15 protein-coding genes are annotated in these 20207 nt (G+C 37.6%); 11 read left to right on the top strand and 4 right to left on the bottom strand.

Annotated elements, in window-relative coordinates:
- Positions 1–101 precede the first annotated feature (101 nt).
- Both AB3I20_RS06855 and AB3I20_RS06850 read left to right on the top strand, forming a co-directional pair.
- Positions 102–542: a DUF948 domain-containing protein gene (locus tag AB3I20_RS06855; RefSeq protein ID WP_067483835.1), complete on the top strand. Its 441-nt coding sequence runs from the start codon at positions 102–104 to the stop codon at positions 540–542.
- A 2-nt stretch (positions 543–544) separates the two neighbouring features.
- Positions 545–1126, top strand: a complete 582-nt coding sequence (locus AB3I20_RS06850; RefSeq protein ID WP_071868692.1) for a YtxH domain-containing protein — start codon at positions 545–547, stop codon at positions 1124–1126.
- Positions 1127–1593: 467 nt separating this feature from the next.
- On the opposite strand, the gene AB3I20_RS06845 is transcribed toward AB3I20_RS06850, so the two are convergent.
- Entirely contained in the window at positions 1594–2697 is a 1104-nt protein-coding gene (locus AB3I20_RS06845) for an aminopeptidase P family protein (protein WP_368027124.1), read from the bottom strand.
- A 210-nt stretch (positions 2698–2907) separates the two neighbouring features.
- Between AB3I20_RS06845 and ccpA the strand changes: the two genes are divergently transcribed.
- The gene (gene ccpA, locus AB3I20_RS06840; protein WP_067483841.1) at positions 2908–3909 is read left to right on the top strand and encodes a catabolite control protein A; all 1002 of its coding nucleotides are present in this window, start codon (positions 2908–2910) and stop codon (positions 3907–3909) included.
- 475 nt (positions 3910–4384) lie between these two features.
- Here the strand turns inward: ccpA and AB3I20_RS06835 are convergent, their stop codons facing one another.
- Complete coding sequence (locus AB3I20_RS06835) at positions 4385–6730, bottom strand: transglycosylase domain-containing protein (RefSeq protein ID WP_075491423.1); 2346 nt, start codon at positions 6728–6730, stop codon at positions 4385–4387.
- A 245-nt stretch (positions 6731–6975) separates the two neighbouring features.
- Between AB3I20_RS06835 and AB3I20_RS06830 the strand changes: the two genes are divergently transcribed.
- Positions 6976–7869 (top strand): deoxyribonuclease IV, encoded by an 894-nt coding sequence (locus AB3I20_RS06830; protein WP_067483845.1) that lies wholly within the window; start codon positions 6976–6978, stop codon positions 7867–7869.
- A gap of 415 nt (positions 7870–8284) precedes the next feature.
- Here the strand turns inward: AB3I20_RS06830 and AB3I20_RS06825 are convergent, their stop codons facing one another.
- Positions 8285–9865, bottom strand: coding sequence for an Nramp family divalent metal transporter (locus AB3I20_RS06825; RefSeq protein WP_368027144.1), 1581 nt, complete (start codon positions 9863–9865; stop codon positions 8285–8287).
- Positions 9866–10127: 262 nt separating this feature from the next.
- Here AB3I20_RS06825 and AB3I20_RS06820 point away from each other — a divergent pair, with 262 nt between their 5' ends.
- The 3 genes from AB3I20_RS06820 (at position 10128) to AB3I20_RS06810 (ending at position 14011) form a co-directional block, all read left to right on the top strand.
- Positions 10128–10352 (top strand): YneF family protein, encoded by a 225-nt coding sequence (locus AB3I20_RS06820; protein WP_071868695.1) that lies wholly within the window; start codon positions 10128–10130, stop codon positions 10350–10352.
- Between the two features lie 129 nt (positions 10353–10481).
- Positions 10482–12233, top strand: a complete 1752-nt coding sequence (locus tag AB3I20_RS06815) for an ABC transporter ATP-binding protein (protein ID WP_067483849.1) — start codon at positions 10482–10484, stop codon at positions 12231–12233.
- Positions 12233–14011, top strand: coding sequence for an ABC transporter ATP-binding protein (locus tag AB3I20_RS06810; RefSeq protein ID WP_368027123.1), 1779 nt, complete (start codon positions 12233–12235; stop codon positions 14009–14011). Before AB3I20_RS06815 ends, AB3I20_RS06810 begins: the two co-directional genes overlap by 1 nt.
- Before the next feature lie 100 nt (positions 14012–14111).
- On the opposite strand, the gene AB3I20_RS06805 is transcribed toward AB3I20_RS06810, so the two are convergent.
- Positions 14112–15029, bottom strand: coding sequence for a MurR/RpiR family transcriptional regulator (locus AB3I20_RS06805; RefSeq protein ID WP_368027122.1), 918 nt, complete (start codon positions 15027–15029; stop codon positions 14112–14114).
- A 245-nt stretch (positions 15030–15274) separates the two neighbouring features.
- On the opposite strand from AB3I20_RS06805, the gene AB3I20_RS06800 reads away from it, so the two are divergent.
- The 4 genes from AB3I20_RS06800 (at position 15275) to trxB (ending at position 20062) form a co-directional block, all read left to right on the top strand.
- On the top strand, positions 15275–16663 hold the full coding sequence (locus tag AB3I20_RS06800) for a 6-phospho-beta-glucosidase (RefSeq protein ID WP_067483855.1): 1389 nt from the start codon (positions 15275–15277) through the stop codon (positions 16661–16663).
- 11 nt (positions 16664–16674) lie between these two features.
- Positions 16675–17502, top strand: coding sequence for a Cof-type HAD-IIB family hydrolase (locus AB3I20_RS06795; protein ID WP_067483857.1), 828 nt, complete (start codon positions 16675–16677; stop codon positions 17500–17502).
- A 55-nt stretch (positions 17503–17557) separates the two neighbouring features.
- A complete protein-coding gene (locus AB3I20_RS06790; protein WP_067483859.1) occupies positions 17558–18991 on the top strand; it encodes a 6-phospho-beta-glucosidase in 1434 nt (477 codons plus the stop codon).
- 138 nt (positions 18992–19129) lie between these two features.
- On the top strand, positions 19130–20062 hold the full coding sequence (trxB, locus tag AB3I20_RS06785; protein WP_067483861.1) for a thioredoxin-disulfide reductase: 933 nt from the start codon (positions 19130–19132) through the stop codon (positions 20060–20062).
- Positions 20063–20207 lie beyond the last annotated feature (145 nt).

Here is a 20207-nt window from a genome sequence, read left to right as displayed (position 1 = left end):
GCTTTCTTTTTTGATAAAAGTAAGAATCGGTAGTATTTTATTTGTCTAAAAAAAACGTAAATGCTATTCTTAAGAGGAGAGGCAAGGGAAGGAGATTGATTATGACAGGCGGAGAAATCGCAGGATTGATTGCAGCAATAGCTTTTGCAGTGTTAGTCGTGTTTTTAGTACGTATCTTGATGCAAGTATCAAAAACATTAGAAAAAGTTGATAAGACTGTTGCAGAAGCGAATACAACGATTGCAGTTGTAACAAAGGATGTAGATATCCTTTCAAGACAAGTAGAGGGACTACTTGTGAAAAGTAATGATTTGCTTGAAGATGTCAATGGAAAAGTTGCAACGATTGATCCATTGTTTACAGCTGTAGCTGATTTAAGTGAAAGTGTTTCAGAATTGAATTCTTCAAGTAAAAATTTGGTAACAAAAGTTGGCGGCTTAGGAAAAACAACTGCGCAAGCGACAGTTGCTGGTAAAGTCGGTGGAACAGCAATGAAATTTTTTAAAAATAAAAAACAGAATGAACAGACAGGAGGAAAATAAATATGGCTAAAAAAGGTGGATTTCTATTAGGTGCAGTGATTGGTGGAACAGCAGCGGCAGTTGCAGCATTATTGTTAGCACCAAAATCAGGAAAAGAGTTACGCGATGACTTAGCAGCACAAGCAGATGATCTATTAGACGCAGCTTCAGATTATACTGACCTTGCAAAAGAAAAATCTGCAGAGCTAACGGATATTGCAAAAGAAAAGGCGGCTGATCTTTCACAACAAGCTGGTGAGTTAGCCGGCAACATCAAAAACAAAGTTGACCAAACTGCGGAGCAAGCAAGCGATGAATCAGATGATATTTTATTGAATCTGAAAGAACAATCAGCAGATTTATCTGATCGTTTTAAAAAATCAGCAGATGAATTAAAAGCACAAACTGCAGATTTAGGTAGTCTTGCAAAAGACACAACAGCAGATATTGCAGAAGATGTGAAGGATTCTGCAGTGCAAGCAAAGGAAACAGTGAAAGATGGTGTTGCAGAAGCAAAACCTGTCGTTGAAGATACAAAAGATTTAGCAGACATGGCAAAAGAAGATGTGAAAGATGCTGCTAAAAAAGTTGTAGAAGAAAAGTAAGCTACACTGATAAAAAGACGGATCGGAAATTATTCCGACCCGTCTTTTTTGCTAGATATCGTGGTGTTCCCAAAGCAACTCCTCGACATAGCTTACATTCACTTCAAAATATGGAAAGCTATTTTGTGTTTCTACTCGACATAGCTCACACTCACTTCAAAATATGAAATGCTATTTTGAGTGCCTACTCGCTATCTTTTCGGAGCTAATCGCTTGGTGTCACAACCTTATCCACGGTGTTCAAGAAGTAACTCCTTCAAAATAAGCCTAAATTTCACAAAAATTTGAAAAGCAATTTCCGAAAATTTATTCTTATTTATTGAAGTTGGGCACTTCTTTTACAACCTCATACACGGTGTTCCCCAAGCAGCTTCTTCGACAATAAGTTTTCTTTTCTTAAAAATATGGGGAACTATTTTTAGAAAAGCATTCTTATTGCTTGAAGCTAATCGCTTGGTGCCACAACCTTATTCCAAAATCAACAATTCTTTTGGTGTTGTTGTAAATGGCACACAACCATCTTTTGTCACATAAACACAATCTTCAATACGCACACCCACTTGTTCAGGAATGTAAATACCTGGTTCAAGAGAGAAACACATACCTTCCTCAATAACCAAATCATTTCCTTCGACTAAAGATGGGTACTCATGAACAGTTGTACCAATCCCATGTCCTAAACGATGATTGAAGTATTCACCATAGCCATAGCTATCAATTACACCGCGTGCAATCTGATCTAATTCGCCAGCCGTAATTCCAGGACGAACAGCATCATGAGCTGCTAGTTGAGCTTCTAATGTAATATTGTAGATTTTTTCTTGGAATTCAGTTGGTTTTTTGTAAGCAATTGTTCGAGTTGCATCACTACAGTAACCGTCCCAAACAACACCTAAATCAAATAGAACAAGTTCATTTGGTTTAACTTGTGTATTCCCTGGTGCACCATGAGGACTAGCCGCATTTTTTCCAGCTAAAACCAATGTATCAAAAGACATTTGTGAAACACCTTGTTTTTTCAATTGGTACTCAATTTCGGCAATGATTGCTTGTTCTGTAATGTCTTCCTTTACTGCTTTAAATCCAATTTCAAAAGCAACATCTGCCCATTTTCCAGCTGCAATTAATTTATCTTTTTCTTCCACTGTTTTGATCAATTGCAAACGTTGAATAACCGGAGTCAAGTCAGTAAAGAAATCTGTTCCAGATAAAATATCCGACATATAATCAAAACGTTCAACAGTCAAAGCATTTTTTTCAATTCCAACATTACCGGGTTGACCATAACGCGTACGAATTTCTTTGCCAATGATTTCCCAAGGGTTTTCACTATCAAGGTAACCGCGAACATCAAAAGTCCAACCACTATTTTTGGCATCATCAACTTCTAAAGCTGGTGTGAATAAAAATGGGTCTTGTTCTAATGGAATAAATAACGCAAGCACACGTTCATGTGGATCACTTTCGTAACCTGAGAAATATGCGATGTGTCCAGGGTCGCTGATATAAGCAAGCTCAACCTGATTATTTGCCATCCATTGACGCAATTCATTGATTTTTACATTGTTCATTTAGCTTCCTTCTTTCTGATAATTCAAACTATTTATCATTGTAACATTAAATTTTTCGAAAGACCATTCCGATAAATTGAAAGAAAAACATAATTTTCATGAAAACACTGTTAAAACGGTTGCAATCCATAAAATAATTTGATATTCTAATTTAGAAATGTAAGTCGTATTTTCAGAAAAAATCAGATAAATAAGAACGGGAGAACACAAATGGAAAAACAAACAATTACTATCTACGATGTAGCTAGAGAAGCAAATGTGTCAATGGCAACTGTTTCACGCGTTGTGAACGGAAACCCAAATGTTAAACCTGCGACACGAAAGAAAGTTTTGGAAGTAATCGATCGTCTTGATTATCGACCAAATGCTGTTGCGCGTGGATTAGCAAGCAAGAAAACTACTACTGTTGGTGTAATCATTCCTGATGTCAGCAATATGTTTTTCGCTTCATTGGCTCGAGGAATCGATGATGTTGCGACAATGTACAAATACAATATTATTTTGGCTAACTCAGATGGTAATGACCAAAAAGAAGTAAACGTACTAAACAACTTGTTAGCAAAACAAGTTGATGGTGTAATTTTTATGGGACATCATATTACTGATGAAATCCGTGGCGAATTTTCTCGCTCAAAAACACCAGTTGTTTTAGCGGGCTCAATTGACCCAGATGAACAAGTAGGTAGCGTAAACATTGATTATACTTCTGCAACAAAAGATGCAGTGAATCAATTAGCAAAAAACGGCAACGAAAAAATTGCGTTTGTTAGTGGTGCACTAATTGACCCAATCAATGGTCAAAACCGTTTGAAAGGTTATAAAGATGCATTGAAAGAAAATAACTTACCTTATAGTGAAGGTCTGATTTTTGAAGCAAGTTATAACTTCAAAGATGGCTTGTCATTAGTTGATCGTATCCATAACAGTGGAGCAACTGCTGTATATGTTTCAGATGATGAACTAGCAATTGGTATCTTGGATGGCATGCTGGATAAAGGAATCAAAGTTCCTGAAGAATTTGAGATCATCACAAGCAACAACTCATTATTAACTGAAGTAGCTCGTCCTCGTTTGACAAGTATTACACAACCTTTATATGATATTGGTGCGGTTTCAATGCGTTTGTTGACAAAAATGATGAACAAAGAAGAAGTTGAAGAAAAAACAATTGTTTTACCTTATGGAATTGAAGAAAAAGGTTCAACAAAATAATTTTTGATTGAAAAAGTAGCCATGAGCAATCATTTTGATTGTTCGTGGCTTTTTTGATAAAAGGTTGTGGCGCAAAACGCTTAACTCCGACAAGATAGCGAGCAAGTACTCAAAATAGTTTTACATATTTTGAAGTGAATGCAAGCTATATGGAGGAGTTGTTTTGGGAACACCGTGGATAAGGTTGTGGCGCCAAGCGTTTAGCTTCAAGCAATAAGAAGGCTTTTCTAAAAACAGTTCCCCATATTTTTAAGAAAAGAGAACTTATTGCCGAAGAAGTTGCTTTGGGAACACCGTGGATAAAGCTTGTAGCACAAAACACTGCACTCAAAAGATAGCGAACAAGCACTCAAAAAATAGTAAACAAACATAAAAAACACCCACTTTTGAGAGCACAGTAGTTAGGAATTAAAAATAAGGACCAAAAGAAAATAGAACCAAAAGAAAAGCCACAGCATATGCCGTGGCTTTTCTTTTAGTCATTGTTGTTTCGTGCATTTTTTGTCTTGGAAGTTGTACGTGCATAAGTAGAAGCTGTCTTCCAATAATCAGTATAATTGTCATCTGTTCCACCAATACCGAATTTAAAGGTACTCTTTTCTGGTTCATTTTTTGCCCAAAGAGATTCAACCGTATTACTTGGTGTTTGAATCGAACGCTTATTGACTGTGACTTTTCCAGGAAGTTGACCAGTAAAGGAAGCCACTTTTTCTTTTTTCACATCAGAGGAAAGTTCGAATTTTTCTTGTGTTGCAAAAACAGTTGGATTGGTCTGATAGACACGGTTAATTAAATAGGCTAAATAGTTTGCGGAACGTTTTCCAGCCTGATTATCCATTGGCGTGTTATCATCGTGTCCCGACCAACTACTAATTGTAATTGATGGCGTTGAAACAATTAACCAAGAATCACGATATTCATTGGTCGAACCAGTTTTCCCAACCCAATCAGCATTTCCTAATGTACCATCTAAATTCGTAATCACTTCTTTAAATGGTGTAGTGATTTTTTGATCTAATACACTACGCATTAAGTTATTCATAATTGAAGCGGCTGCTTCTGAATAGACGCGAACAGGTTTTTCTTCATGTTGGTAAATAACGTTACCTTCGTTATCTGTAATCGAGTCGATTAGGTAACCTTCTTGGTAAACTCCATTATTAGCTAATGTTTGAAACCCATTTGTTTGCTGAAGGGTAGTCACTTCTACAGTTCCTAGTGGTGCAGATTCAACACCCCAATTATCATTTTTTGGATAATTCATTTTGGCTAAATAGTTATCATAAGCAGCTTGCTTTGAGCCACCTGAATCAAGTACATCTTGATATAAATGATAGGCAGGTATGTTATTTGACCAATCTAAAGATTCCCGAATCGTTTGGAAAGTGTTGAGATGTTGATTTGTCGCATTCACGATCTCTTCACCAGAGTTTGCGCCTTCTTTCCAAGTTGTGGTGTAGTTGGAAATTCGTGATTCGGAACCAACTAAGCCCATATCAATCGCGGGTCCATAAACCAATACTGGCTTGATTGACGAACCGGCTTGGCGCATCATATCAAAGGCATGATTATTTTGACTTTGCGCGTAATCACGACTGCCAACGAAGCCATAAATCCGACCCGTTCGATTGTCCATCAATACATTCCCAGTTTCGACACGAGTACCAGAAACGTCATCTAATAAATAACCGTAATTTGCAACGGCATCTTGCATAGCTGCATAAATATCTTTATCAATGGTTGAATGAACTGTATATCCTTTGTTTTGAATCGTTTGTTGCGCTTTTTGATAGTAAGCATCATACGTTTTGCTGTCGGCAAGATCCGCATTGTCTTTTTCGGCTAGTTGCTTCGTTACGATTTCAGTTGCGTTGTTCATAACAGTGTAGTAGAGAAAACCCCGATCATTTTGTTCAGCAATTTGCTGCGGTAAGAAATCTTTGGTCAAATCGTAAGCTTTCGCCGCTTCGTATTCATCTTTCGTAATTTTCTTTTCACGATACATACTAAACAAAACAAAATCTTTTCGGTCAAGTCCGTCTGAAACGTCTTCTTTCAAAGCACCAGTATTAGTGTAAGGGCTATAAGTAATTGGGCTTTGTGGCAGTCCAGCAATAAAGGCAGCCTGTGGTAAAGAAACATCTTTTGCATCTACCCCAAAAATCCCTTTCGCTGCTTCTTGTACACCGGCGATGTTTTGTCCTTTGTTATTTCGGCCAAAAGGAGAGACATTCAAATAAGTTGAAATAATCTCGTCTTTAGAAAAATATTTCTCGACTTGTGCCGAAAGTAAAATTTCATTGGCTTTTCTTTTAAATGTTGTTTCGTCAGTTAAAATTTGTTGCTTAACTAACTGTTGTGTCAACGTTGATCCACCAGAAGAACCAATTCCAGTAGCTTCAGAAACTAAGGCACGTAAGACTGCTTTAGGTACAAAGCCGTCATGTTCATCAAAATACTCATCTTCTGTACTAATAATCGCTGTTTTTAATAAGGGAGAAATCTTGTCTGAAGCGACGGTTGTTCGCATCAAATCTGTTTGAATGGTTGAAATCTCACTGTTATCTGAATAGACAAGTTTGGATGTTTCTGTGATATTGCCTAAGTCAGCTTGCAATTCTTCTTTTGTTGGTGTCTGGGTGTCTTCAACAAGGTAAGCAAAATAACCAGCTCCAATCCCGAGACCAAGTGCACCAGCTAGTAATAAAAGTACGACAATCACGACTGCTAACGACTGAAAAACTCTAAAAATAATTTTAGGAATGAACCATCTTTCAGTGTTGGCGTGTTTCTTCCTTTTTTTAATATCTTTTTGTGGCAAAAGAGTCACCTCAACTATTGAATTATTTCGCTAATTATAGCAAAAAAACGGGCAAAAAAACAGACTACGCATTTTTTAGGTTAAAATTACCAGTTTTAATTGAAAATAAGCAATCATTTTGAAGAATTTCTCCAACAAACAATCCTTAAACTTTTCTTTATGTACAGTTTCGGTTAAGATGAAAAAAGGGCTCAAAAGGGATCGATCATCTGGAGCAAACGACTGGAAATTAGGAGGAAAAATACATGTTACTAGGCTCACATGTTAGTATGAGTGGGAAAAAAATGCTTTTAGGCGCAGCTGAAGAAGCAGCAAGTTATGGCGCTTCAACTTTTATGATCTATACAGGTGCACCACAGAATACGAGAAGAAAAGCAATCGACGAAATGAATATTCCTGCAGGAAAAGAGTTTATGGCTGAAAACGGTCTTTCAAATATTGTGGTTCATGCACCGTATATCATTAATTTAGGAAATACGATAAAGCCGGAAATGTTTCCTTTTGCAATCCAATTTTTAAGAGAAGAAATCGAACGTGCTGAAGCATTAGGTGCGACTCAAATCACTTTACATCCAGGCGCACATGTTGGTGCTGGCCCTGAAGCCGGAATTGCGCGCATTGTCGAAGGATTGAATGAAGTATTGACGAAAGACCAAACTGCTCAGATTGCTTTAGAAACGATGGCAGGTAAAGGAACAGAGATTGGTCGCACATTTGAAGAGCTTGCAAAAATTATGGATGGGGTTACTTTGAATGAAAAATTATCTGTCACTTTCGATACTTGTCACACAAATGATGCAGGATACGATGTGAAAAATGATTTTGATGGTGTAATGACTGAATTTGATCGAGTAATCGGGCTGGATCGCTTAAAAGTGTTGCACATCAATGATTCTAAAAATCCACAGGGCTCACATAAAGATCGTCATGCAAATATTGGTTTTGGAACGATTGGCTTTGATGCGTTGAACACAATTGTTCACGATTCTCGCTTTGAACATGTATCAAAAATTTTAGAAACACCTTACGTTGGAAAAGATAAAAAGAAAGCTTATGCACCGTATGGTAAAGAAATCACAATGTTCAAAGAACAAAGATTTGAGCCAACTCTCTTTCCAGAACTACTTGAAGAAGTATAAACTCAATTGTAAAATTATAAAATAGATAGTATGAAACAAAAAGAATCCGCAAAATCAAACGATTTTTGCGGATTCTTTTTTGTGATTTAAATGAAGCATTGTGACAAATTTCAAGATGTTGAAATTTGGTCGTAGCTAAATGTTTTGTACTGTAACGCTTTGCGCTACAACCTCATTTACGGTGTTCCCCAAGCAACTCCTCGAAATAGCTTGCACTCACTTCAAAATGTGAAGAACTATTTGAGTGACTGCTCGCTATCTTGTCGGAGCTGAACGCTTGGCGCCACAACCTCATTTACGGTGTTCCTAAAGCAGCTTCTTCGGCAATAAGCCCACCTTTCATAAAAATATGCGAAACTATTTTTAGAAAAGTTTCCTTATTGCTTGAAGCTGAACGCTTTATACCACAGCCTTATTATCCTTCTTCTTGCATAACTTCTTTTAGATATTGTTCATGTTTCTTGTTTCCTTGATACAATTCAATGATGGTCCAAGCTAGCAATAACAGGACTGCCACAATAATTGCATAGGCAATATTGTCAGCCAACGAGATTTCTGAAATCGTTGCTTGGCTACCAAAGAAACTTTCGATTTGTCCGGGTAATCCTCGTAAATTGAGATAAGTCAGACTAATGACAGAAAACCAACCTAAAATTTTGATTACGAATGAATTTTTGAATTGTTTTCCCATTTCTACTTGACTATTAGTCATCATCAATAAAGGAATCATTGAGAATGGTAAAGCAAAAGCCAAGAAGACTTGTGATTCATTCATCAGATTATTTAATGCTTCATGTTCAGCAATGGCACTTTTTCCGCTAGTTAACATGACACAGATCAGAACAGGAATAACTGAAAGTAAACGAGTTACTAAACGACGCAACCAAACTGGAATACGCATATGGATAAAACCTTCCATAATAACTTGTCCAGTCAAAGTACCCGTAATCGTTGAGTTTTGACCAGAAGCAAGTAGGGCAACCGCAAATAAAGTAGAAAGTATTCCTGATTTTGCAACTTCACCCAAAATCCCATTACTCATCGTGGCCGGATTTGATAAGGCTTCATAAAGGCCAAAGAAAGAGGGATCTTCTACAGTTCCAGTTTTGAAAACAGCAACACCCATAATCAATAGAAGAGCGTTAACAAGAAAGGCCATGGATAATTGAATGTTAGAATCCCAAGTAGTAAAACGCACTGCACGAGCTACATCTGCGTTGTCATCATGGTTGATTTTTCTTGTTTGTGAAACAGCTGAATGGAGATATAAATTGTGTGGCATCACTGTTGCTCCAATGATACCTAAAGCACCAGTCAATGGTGTCTGTCCACCAATTGCAGGACTGTCAGCAAAAGTGTGACTGTTTGGAATGAAGCCTGCAAATAGAGCTTTCCAATCGGGATCAGACAAAGCAACTTGATAAACGAAAACGAATAAAATCACTAAAATCAAGCAAACAACAATTGCCTCAATTTTTCGAAAACCAACTTTCGTTAACAATAAAAGTAAGAAGACATCAAAAACAGTAATGAAAACAGCAACGACTAATGGAATTCCAAAGAGAAGATACAGAGCAATTGCTGCACCAATGACTTCAGCAATATCAGTTGCCATGATAGCTAATTCTGTCAGTACCCAGAGGATAATACCTAATGTTTTACTGGTACGAGCTCGAATGGCTTGTGCTAAGTCCATTTGGCTAACAATACCTAATTTGGCTGCCATGTATTGAAGAAGCATGGCAATCAAACTTGACATTAAAATGACTGACATGAGTAAATATTGAAAATTTTGTCCACCTGTAATAGAAGTTGACCAGTTACCTGGATCCATATAGCCAACAGCTACTAAAGCGCCAGGACCTGAATAAGCAAGTAAAGTTTTGAAAAAGCCTTTTCCCTTCGGCACTTCAACTGTACCATTGACTTCGGCCAAGGATAAGCCGTTTGTATGTTCAATTAAACGGTGTTTATGTTGGTTTGAATTTTCCACAATCAAACCACCTTTCTGTTTTGATTTTACGACTACATTTTACACCTAATTAAATAAAATTCAAGAAAAAAATTCGGTTAGCCTAAAATTAATAATAAGGCGCACCTTCTTAGGGGAGGATGGGAAAAATCCGAAAGAAAATGGGTGTACAAGGAATTTTTATCCAATTTTTTACGTATTATTCAGAAAACAGCTTTTCTTTTTATAAAATCTTTAGTAAAATGTTTTATTGAGAGCAATTCGGAAAAGGAAAGGAGAGATTTACATGGTATCAACAGGTATTGTCGTACTTATCGCTGTAATCGCGTTACTAATCGGCGCAATAGGTGGATTCTTTTTTGCGCGCAAATATATGCAAGACTATTTAGAAAAAAATCCTCCCGTTAATGAGGACATGTTACGATCAATGATGATGTCAATGGGGCAAAAACCATCTGAAAAGAAAATTCGTCAGATGATGCAGCAAATGAAGAACCAAGGCAAAAAATAGGTTCTCCTTCCAAAATGACACACGTTAAGCGGGCTGATTTTTTTCAGCCTGCTTTTTTTGATTGCAGTTGTTAGAAAATTCAGATAATTAAAACTGGATGCTCTTGAGAAAAAACAAAGGAGGCATAAAATGTCGATTTTTAGAAAACTTGGTTGGTTTTTTAAACAAGAAAAAAAGCATTATTTCGTAGGCGTATTCTCGTTGATGATTGTTGCACTTGTCCAACTAGTTCCACCAAAAGTCATCGGACTAATCATTGATGAAATCGCAGATAAAAAAATTTCATTGTCGACGATTGCCTTTTGGATTGCCATCTTATTAGTGGCAGCCGTTCTTCAATATCTTTTTCGTTACATTTGGCGTATGAACATTTGGGGAAGTGCCGCACGACTTGAGAAAGAGTTGCGTCAACGTTTATTCAAGCACTTTACTAAAATGGATACCCTCTTTTATCAAAAATATCGAACGGGTGACCTGATGGCACACGCAACAAATGATTTAAATGCAATCCAAAATGTGGCTGGTGCAGGAATTTTGACTTTTGCAGATTCAGTAATCACTGGAGGTGCGACAATCATTGCGATGATTTTATTTGTTGATTGGCGACTGACGCTGATTGCACTGATTCCGTTACCGTTGTTGGCTGTAACGTCGCGTGTATTGGGTACCAAGCTTCATGATGGATTTCGTGAAGCACAAGAAGCCTTTTCATCGATTAATGATAAAACACAAGAAAGTATCACGGGGATCAAAGTAATCAAAACGTTTGGTCAAGAACAAGAAGATTTGGTGGATTTTGAAACAAAGATTGCAGAGGCAATTGAAAAAAATAAACGAGTGAATTTTTTAGATGCCTTGTTTGATCCATTTATTACACTGATTATTGGTATTTCTTATGTTTTGACGATTATTCTTGGAGGAAAATATGTTTTAGAAGGAACGATTACAATTGGCCAGTTGGTTTCTTTCATTAGTTATATTGGGATGCTGGTGTGGCCAATGTTTGCGATTGGACGTTTATTCAATGTGTTGGAAAGAGGAAATGCTTCTTACGATCGTGTAAACGAGCTACTACATGAGAAAACGCATATTGTTGAGCAAATAGGCGCCATTCAAACACCAGCCAAAGGTGAGTTGACTGTTGCAATTGATTCATTCAGTTATCCTGAAGAACAAGGACCTGCATTAGAAAAAATTGATTTTACAGTTCATGAAGGGGACACTTTGGGGATTGTAGGAAAAACAGGTGCTGGGAAAACAACGATTCTTAAACTTTTGATGCGTGAGTACGACCAATATCAAGGAAAATTGATGATTGGTGGAAAGGATATCAAAGAGTACTCTTTGGATGCTTTATTGCAATCAATTGGCTATGTTCCACAGGATCATTTCTTATTCTCCATGACGATTCGTGAAAATATTCGTTTTTCTAATCCAGCATTGCCAGAAGATGCAGTAGAAAAAGCTGCAACTATGGCATTTATTAATAATGAAATCAAAGAGTTACCAAAAGGGTATGACACATTGGTTGGTGAACGTGGCGTGTCCTTGTCAGGAGGACAGAAGCAACGAATTTCCATTGCACGAGCATTAATTCAAAATCCAGAGTTGTTGATTTTAGATGATGCGTTATCGGCTGTCGATGCTAAAACAGAAGAAGCGATTCTTCAAAATTTAAAGTCGAATCGTAAAGAAAAAACGACAATCATTGCTGCCCATCGCTTAAGCAGTGTGATGCATGCCAAAGAAATCTTAGTTATCGATCAAGGAAAGATTGTAGAACGTGGAACACACGAGGAGCTATTAACGTTAGGTGGCTGGTATCAACAAATGTGGGACAAGCAACAACTAGAAGCAAAAATTGAGGGAGGTGAGGCGTAATGGACGAAAATTATCAATCGGAATGGACCAAATCCATTCCTTTAAAAGAACAGAAACAGATTATCAAGCGATTGCTGGTTTTTGCCAAACCATTTAAGCAAACATTCATTGTGGCTATCTTATTTGCGTTAGGTTTATCTGTTATTAATGTCATTTTGCCAAGAATCATCCAGTCGTTTATGGATAACCATTTAGCAAATCAATCAGCGACAACCCAAGTCATCTTGTTTTTTGCGGGGTTGTATTTATTCGGAGTTATTGTCAAAAGTATTATCTGGTTTTTCCAGTGGTATTTATATTCAATGGCTTCATTAAAGACCTTCCAGCATATTCGGGTAAAACTATTTGAAAAGCTTCATACATTAGGTATGCGCTATTTTGACCAGACACCAGCAGGTTCAATCGTGTCGCGTGTCACGAATGATACGGAAACATTATTTGAATTCTGGTATGTATTCTTGATGATTCTGACGGGAATCTTTGCAGTGATTTCTTCATTAGTTGCAATGATTCAGATCAATGTGAAAATTACACTTTGGACATTAATCTTTTTACCAATTTTAGGTGTAGTTATTTGGTATTATCAAAAATTCAGTTCTCGGATTTATCGGAACATGCGTGAAAAACTGAGTCAGTTGAATACCAAGTTAAATGAATCAATTTCTGGAATGAAAATCATTCAGCAATTTCGGCAAGAAGCTCGTTTGGCCAATGAGTTTGAAGAAGTAAATGATGATTATTTGGCGACTCGCTATGCGATGATCAAAACGAATTCAATTTTGTTGAGTCCAATCATCAATTTTTTATATGCGTTAGCGATTGCGCTTGTCTTAACTTTATTTGGGATCGATGCCCTACACTCTCCAGTGGAAGTGGGATTGATTTATGCGTTTACGACATATGTTCAAGGTTTCTTTAATCCAATGTCACAAATGATGGACTTTTTAAGTGTCTTTACCGATGGAATCGTTGCTGGAAGTCGAATCTTAAAAATTATGGATACGACAGAATATGCGCCACAACAAGAGGAACATGCCAGCGGTGAAATTATCAATGGCAAAATCGAATTTAGAAATGTTAGTTTCTCTTATGATGGAAAAAACAATGTTTTAAATAATATTTCGTTTGTTGCAAATCCTGGTGAAACAGTGGCTTTAGTTGGACATACCGGTAGTGGGAAAAGCTCAATCATCAATGTTTTGATGCGCTTTTATGAATTTTATGAAGGTGAAATTTTGATTGATGATCGTGACATCCGATCTTATCCAATCAATGAACTTCGAGAAAAAATGGGGTTGGTTCTCCAAGACGCATTTTTATTCTACGGCGACATTGCTGGGAATATCCGAATGTTTAACGACAAGATCACAGATGAACAAATTCGCGAAGCGGCTGAGTTTGTCCAAGCGAATCGATTTATTGATGACTTGCCGCAAGGGTATCATTCGAAAGTGATTGAACGAGGCGCGAGTTACTCCAGCGGGCAACGCCAGTTGATTACTTTTGCACGGACGATTGTGACAGATCCTAAAATTCTTGTGTTGGATGAGGCGACAGCAAACATTGACACGGAAACAGAGGGTTTGATTCAAGAAGGTTTGGCTAAAATGAGGCAAGGACGAACAACAATCGCTATTGCTCACCGACTGTCGACCATTCGTGATGCAGAACTTATTTTAGTTTTAGATAAGGGGAAAATTGTTGAACGGGGAAATCATGAAGAACTGTTACAAATTGGCGGTTTATATGCAGATATGTATCAACTACAAAGCAGTTAACCAATAGTAAAAATAAAGCAAGCAATGAAGAGGGCCTAAACAGGTCCATTCATTACTTGCTTTTTTTATTGCAAAAAAGAAACATTTTTTGCGTAAAGGATCAATTGGGTAAAAAGGAATCCTTCACTTGAAAGTTTTCCCCGTGGTTCTCTTGCATGATCGCAGAGCTGATTGGACGTTTATCAACTTTTTGTCCAACAGCGATCAGATGGTTCAAGTTTTGTTGATAATTTTCAGCAAAGACACAGCCATAAAGTACATCTAGCAAATAGCAGATTGACGTATTGATTGTAAAATTCCCGATTTTTGAATAGAGTCGTTCCCGAGTTGTCAAACGTAGGACAACGGTACTTAAAGTGGAAAGACTGGACTCGCCGATGCTGGTCAAAGCTAAAATTGGCACATTTTTTTCGCGTAAAATGTGCGCGGTTTTTAAAATCATCTGATTCTCACCAGTATAAGAAATCAGTAAAGCACATGTGTCTTCATCACAGTTATACGCTTCATAAGATGATTCACCAAATGTGGTAACAATATGAACATCCATTTTGATACGTTTCATTTTTAAAATGAAGTCTTGGGAGATTAATGTATTGGCATTGCTGGCAAAAATGACGATTTTTTTTGCTTTGAGTAGTAACTGTTTTGCTTGTTGTAAGTCATCATGATGAATCAATGAAAGCGTATCTTGAATCGTTGTTTGTTCCAAAGAAGCTAATTTGTTTGCGATTGTCATGATTCCTTCCTCACCTGTAAAAGGCAGATTGGCATCAACTTCTTGAAAGTTTCTTTCTAAATATTCAGCTTCAGCTAAAAAAGTATCACGTAATTCAAGCCAGCCATTGAATTCCAGTTTTTTTGCCACGCGAATCAAAGTTGAAGGATGAACGAAAGATTGATTCGCAATTTCTTGAATCGTCAGTTGCGCAACTTGTTGCGTGTTCTCAAAGAGGAAGTGAACAACTTGTGTTTCGGCAGGTGAAAAAGTAGTTTGTTTGATTTTTTCTCGTAAAAGCATCGAACGCCTCCTTTTTACATGAATTATATCTTTTTTGTGAATGGATTGTAAACGTTTTTAAATTATTCTATAGAGAAATCAGTAAAGTTTAAGAAATATTAAGCGCTAGACAAAGTGATATTTACAAAATAAACCAAAAAAACCTCGATTTTTGTAAATGATTCTGCAAAATCAAGGAGGTGTCTTGAGAATTTCTTTTACAAAAATGATAATGAAGATGTAAACAAAATTGAAGGAGTGAGCACATGACAAAAGGAATCAAGATTGCGACGATTGGCGGCGGCAGTAGTTACACCCCTGAATTAATGGAAGGCTTTATCAAACGCTATGAAGAATTACCAATACGTGAAATTTGGTTGGTTGATGTTGAAGCGGGGAAAGAAAAACTAGAAATTGTTAGTAAAATGGCCCAACGGATGTGGGATGCAACCCCTTATGATGTGAAAATCTATGCGACACTTGACCGTGAAGAAGCGTTAAAAGATGCCGATTTTGTAACAACTCAATTTCGAGTGGGGCAACTAGATGCACGTGTGAAGGATGAACGAATTCCTGCTTATTATGGCATGATTGGTCAAGAAACAAATGGCGCTGGTGGGATGTTTAAAGCTTTTCGTACCGTTCCTGTGATTTTGTCTGTGGTTGAAGACATGAAACGTTTATGTCCGAATGCATGGCTCATCAATTTTGCGAATCCAAGTGGTATGGTAACGGAAGCAGTTGTTCGTTATGGAAAATGGGATCGGGTCATTGGTTTATGTAATGTGCCTGTTATGGCGATGATGACTGAACCAGAAATGCTGGGTGAAAAGAAAGAAGATTTGATTTATAAATTTGCAGGTTTAAATCATTTCCATTGGCATAAAGTTGCAGATAAAACGGGGAAAGACATCACAGATCGCCTGATTGACCGACTTTATGATGAAGATAATGGTTTGCCAAAAAACATTTTCGATATTCCATTTTTCAAAGAACAATTAAAACAAATGCAAATGGTTCCTTGTGGCTATCACCGTTATTATTATCGCGAAGAAGAAATGCTAGCTCATGCACTGGAAGAATATCGGACAATCGGTACTCGTGCCCAACAAGTGAAAGAAACAGAGGCAGAGTTATTTGAGCTTTACAAAGATCCAAAACTTGACCATAAACCTGAGCAGTTACAAAAACGCGGAGGCGCTTATTATTCAGATGCGGCTTGTGAAACGATTGCCTCAATTTATGGAAATAAAGAGACTCAAATTGTCGTTTCCACGAAAAATGAAGGTGCTGTTCCTGATCTGCCAGCAGATTGTGTCGTAGAAGTAACTGCTTATGTTGGTGCTCAAGGTGCGCGAAATGTTGCCTTTGGTTCATTAGCACCAGCTGAAAGAGGTTGGTTACAAGTAATGAAAAATATGGAATTGTTAACCATTGAAGCTGCCGTAACTGGCGACTATGGAACGGCATTACAAGCATTTACAATCAATCCGTTGGTGCGTTCAGGAGAAACAGCGAAACGAATCATGGATGAACTGTTTATTGCACATCAAGAGTATTTACCACAATTTAGTGAAACAATTGAACGATTAAAACAAGAAGGCATTGAGGTACAAGATGAAGTAGCTCGTGAGTTAGACGCAGTGAAAGTTTGAGGGGAATCGTCATGACGAAAAAAATTGTCTTTTTAGATGTAGATGGAACGCTAGTGAATTACGAAAATGATTTGCCTGAGTCAGCCATCAAAGCTATTCAAGAGACACGAAGAAAAGGAAATTTAGTTTTTACCGTAACGGGTCGCAGTAAAGCCGAGATGTATCAAGATATATTGGATATTGGCTTTGACGGGTATATTGGCGGTAATGGGAGCTATATTGAGTTTGAAGACAAAGTGCTAAAAGAAGCGACCTTGACCTTGGAAGACACAACTAAAATTGTTGATTGGCTAAAGCAAAAGGGCCTGGAATTTTATTTGGAAGCTAATAGCGGACTGTACGCTAGTGCCTTTTTTGAAGACCGTGGTGAAAAGACGATTCAAGAGTATTCACAACGAAAAGGGAAAGGACAGGCGACTGTTCGAGAAGTTTTTCCAGAGATGCTCTTTGGCGCAGACCTATACCGAGAAGATGTGAATAAAATCAGTTTTATCTTGGATAGCTATGAAGACTATTTAGAGGCAGTAGCAACCTTCCCAGAATATAAGCTTGGTACTTGGGGCGGCGCTGGTGAAACAGCTTTGTTTGGTGATATTGCACTAAGTGGTATCAACAAAGCAGTAGCAGTAGATGAACTATTAACTCATTTGCATATTGCTATAGAGAATAGTTTCGCATTTGGTGATGCGAAAGTTGATATTCCGATGCTAGAGCATTGCGGCACTGGGATAGCGATGGGGAATGGTGGCCCAGAAATCAAAGAAATGGCTGATTACATTACGGAATCTGTTGATAATGATGGCATTTGGTTAGCATTCAAGCATTTTGAACTGATCTGAGAACAAGAAGACAAGATGATGAATGGAATAGTTGAAAAGAAAAGGGGAAAGACAAATGGGTTTTAGAAAAGATTTTTTATGGGGTGGCGCAACAGCTGCCAATCAATGTGAGGGTGGCTACGATGAAGGTGGACGTGGCCTAGCTAATGTGGATGTGGTACCAATTGGTGAAGATCGTTTTCCAGTTATTACAGGTCAAAAATCAATGCTTGAATTTGACGAAGAACATTTTTATCCAGCAAAAGTAGCAATTGATATGTATCATCGTTATAAAGAAGATATTGCCTTATTTGCAGAAATGGGCTTTAAAACATATCGTTTATCAATTGCTTGGAGTCGGATTTTTCCAATGGGTGACGAAAAGGAGCCAAATGAAGAAGGACTAAAATTTTACGAAGATGTGTTTAAAGAATGTCAAAAGCATGGTATAGAACCACTAGTGACAATCACTCACTTTGACTGCCCAATGCATTTGATTAAAGAATATGGTGCATGGCGTTCACGTGAAGTAGTTGGTTTCTATGAAAATCTATGCCGAGTTATTTTTAACCGTTATAAAGGGTTGGTTAAATATTGGCTAACTTTTAATGAAATCAATATGATTTTACATGCACCGTTTATGGGCGCAGGTCTTGTTTTTGAAGAAGGTGAAAATGTTGAACAAGTAAAATATCAAGCAGCACATCACGAATTAGTAGCAAGTGCAATTGCAACAAAAATTGCGCACGAAGTGGATCCAAATAACCAAGTAGGTTGTATGTTAGCCGCAGGTGCAAATTATCCATACACATGTAAGCCAGAGGATGTGTGGGCATCACGCCAAGCAGACCGCGAAAATTATTTCTTTATTGATGTTCAGTCACGTGGAGAATATCCTGCTTACGCATTAAAAGAAATGGCACGTGAAGGTATCGAATTAAAAATGGAACCTGGTGATTTGGACTTACTTAAAGAACACACGGTGGACTTCATTTCCTTCTCTTATTACTCTTCTCGTGTATCGACAACAGATCCTAAATTATTAGAACAAACTGCAGGAAATATTTTTGCTTCTGTTAAAAACCCTTATTTAGAAGCAAGCGAATGGGGTTGGCAAATTGATCCATTAGGGTTAAGAATTACAATGAATGATATCTATGATCGTTACCAAAAGCCACTTTTTATTGTTGAAAATGGCTTAGGTGCGGTAGATGAACCTGATGAAAATGGGTATGTTGTTGATGATTATCGCATTTCTTATTTAGCAGCTCATATCCAAGCAATGAAAGATGCTGTTGAGTTAGATGGAGTAGATTTATTGGGCTACACGACTTGGGGCTGTATCGATTTAGTATCAGCCGGAACAGGTGAAATGAAAAAACGCTATGGCTTTATCTATGTAGATCGAGATAACTATGGTGAAGGAACGTTAGCCCGTACGAAGAAAAAATCATTTGATTGGTATAAAAAAGTAATTGCCTCAAATGGTGAAGACTTAGCGAATGAATAATTAACTGAAAAGTCTATTGTTTTTGCGCCTTTTGTTCGAGTATAATGTACATATTCGAAAAGGTAAGCAGAACAATAGACTTTTTTTGATGTTGGCTGTAAAGTAAGCTTACTTGATTTTAAACGGAGGAATGTACATATGTATGATGTAATTGTCATTGGCGCAGGCCCTGCTGGAATGACAGCTGCCTTGTATGCTTCACGCTCAAATTTATCAGTTGTGATGATTGAGCAAGGCGCGCCTGGTGGTCAAATGAATAACACAGCAGAAATCGAAAATTATCCAGGATTTGAGTCAATTATGGGCCCTGATCTTGCGTATAAAATGTATGAAGGCGTCTCAAAATTTGGTACAGAAAATGCCTATGGGATCGTCCAAGATATCAGAGATCATGGTACGTACAAAGAAGTCATCTGTGAAGATAAAACGTATGAAGGAAAAACAGTCATCATTGCTACTGGCTGTGTCCACCGTAAACTTGGTGTTTCTGGTGAAGAAGAGTATGCAGGTCGCGGCGTTTCTTACTGTGCAGTGTGTGACGGTGCGTTTTTCCGTAATAAACGATTAGTTGTGATCGGTGGTGGAGATTCTGCAGTTGAAGAAGCGATTTACTTAACGCAATTTGCTTCTGAAGTTGTGATCGTTCATCGTCGTGATGAATTACGTGCGCAAAAAATTATCCAAGAGCGTGCCTTTGCCAATGAAAAAATTTCATTTGTTTGGGACACAGTTGTTGATGAAATCATTGGAAATGAAATGGTGGTAACAGGTGTTAAAGCACATAATGTGAAAACAGGGAATGAAGTAGCTTTAGCAGCTGACGGTGTCTTTATCTATGTTGGTCTTGATCCACTAACAGATCCGTTCAAACAAGCTGGCTTAACCAATGCCGCTGGTTGGATTCCAACTGATCAAGAAATGAAAACGAATATGCCAGGTGTTTTTGCTGTAGGGGATGTGCGTGAAAAAGATTTACGACAAATCACGACAGCAGTTGGTGATGGTGGGATTGCTGGGCAACAAGTGTTCAAGTATTTAGAAACTTTAGCAGAATCCACTACACAAGCATAAACTTATTATGTTAACAAAATAAAAAAGCTCAATCAAAAGTGTATCCTCATTTTTGGTTGGGCTTTGTTTTTATTTATCCATTGAAAATCCTAACTGATATCATTTTTTCTCGTTGTGACTTTCATCTAATCTTAGTGAATGCTAT

This window comes from Enterococcus sp. C50 (assembly GCF_040887505.1).
Classification (GTDB): domain Bacteria; phylum Bacillota; class Bacilli; order Lactobacillales; family Enterococcaceae; genus Enterococcus_B; species Enterococcus_B thailandicus.
Note: the sequence above shows the minus strand (reverse complement) of the source record. Positions and strands in the feature narration are given on the sequence as shown.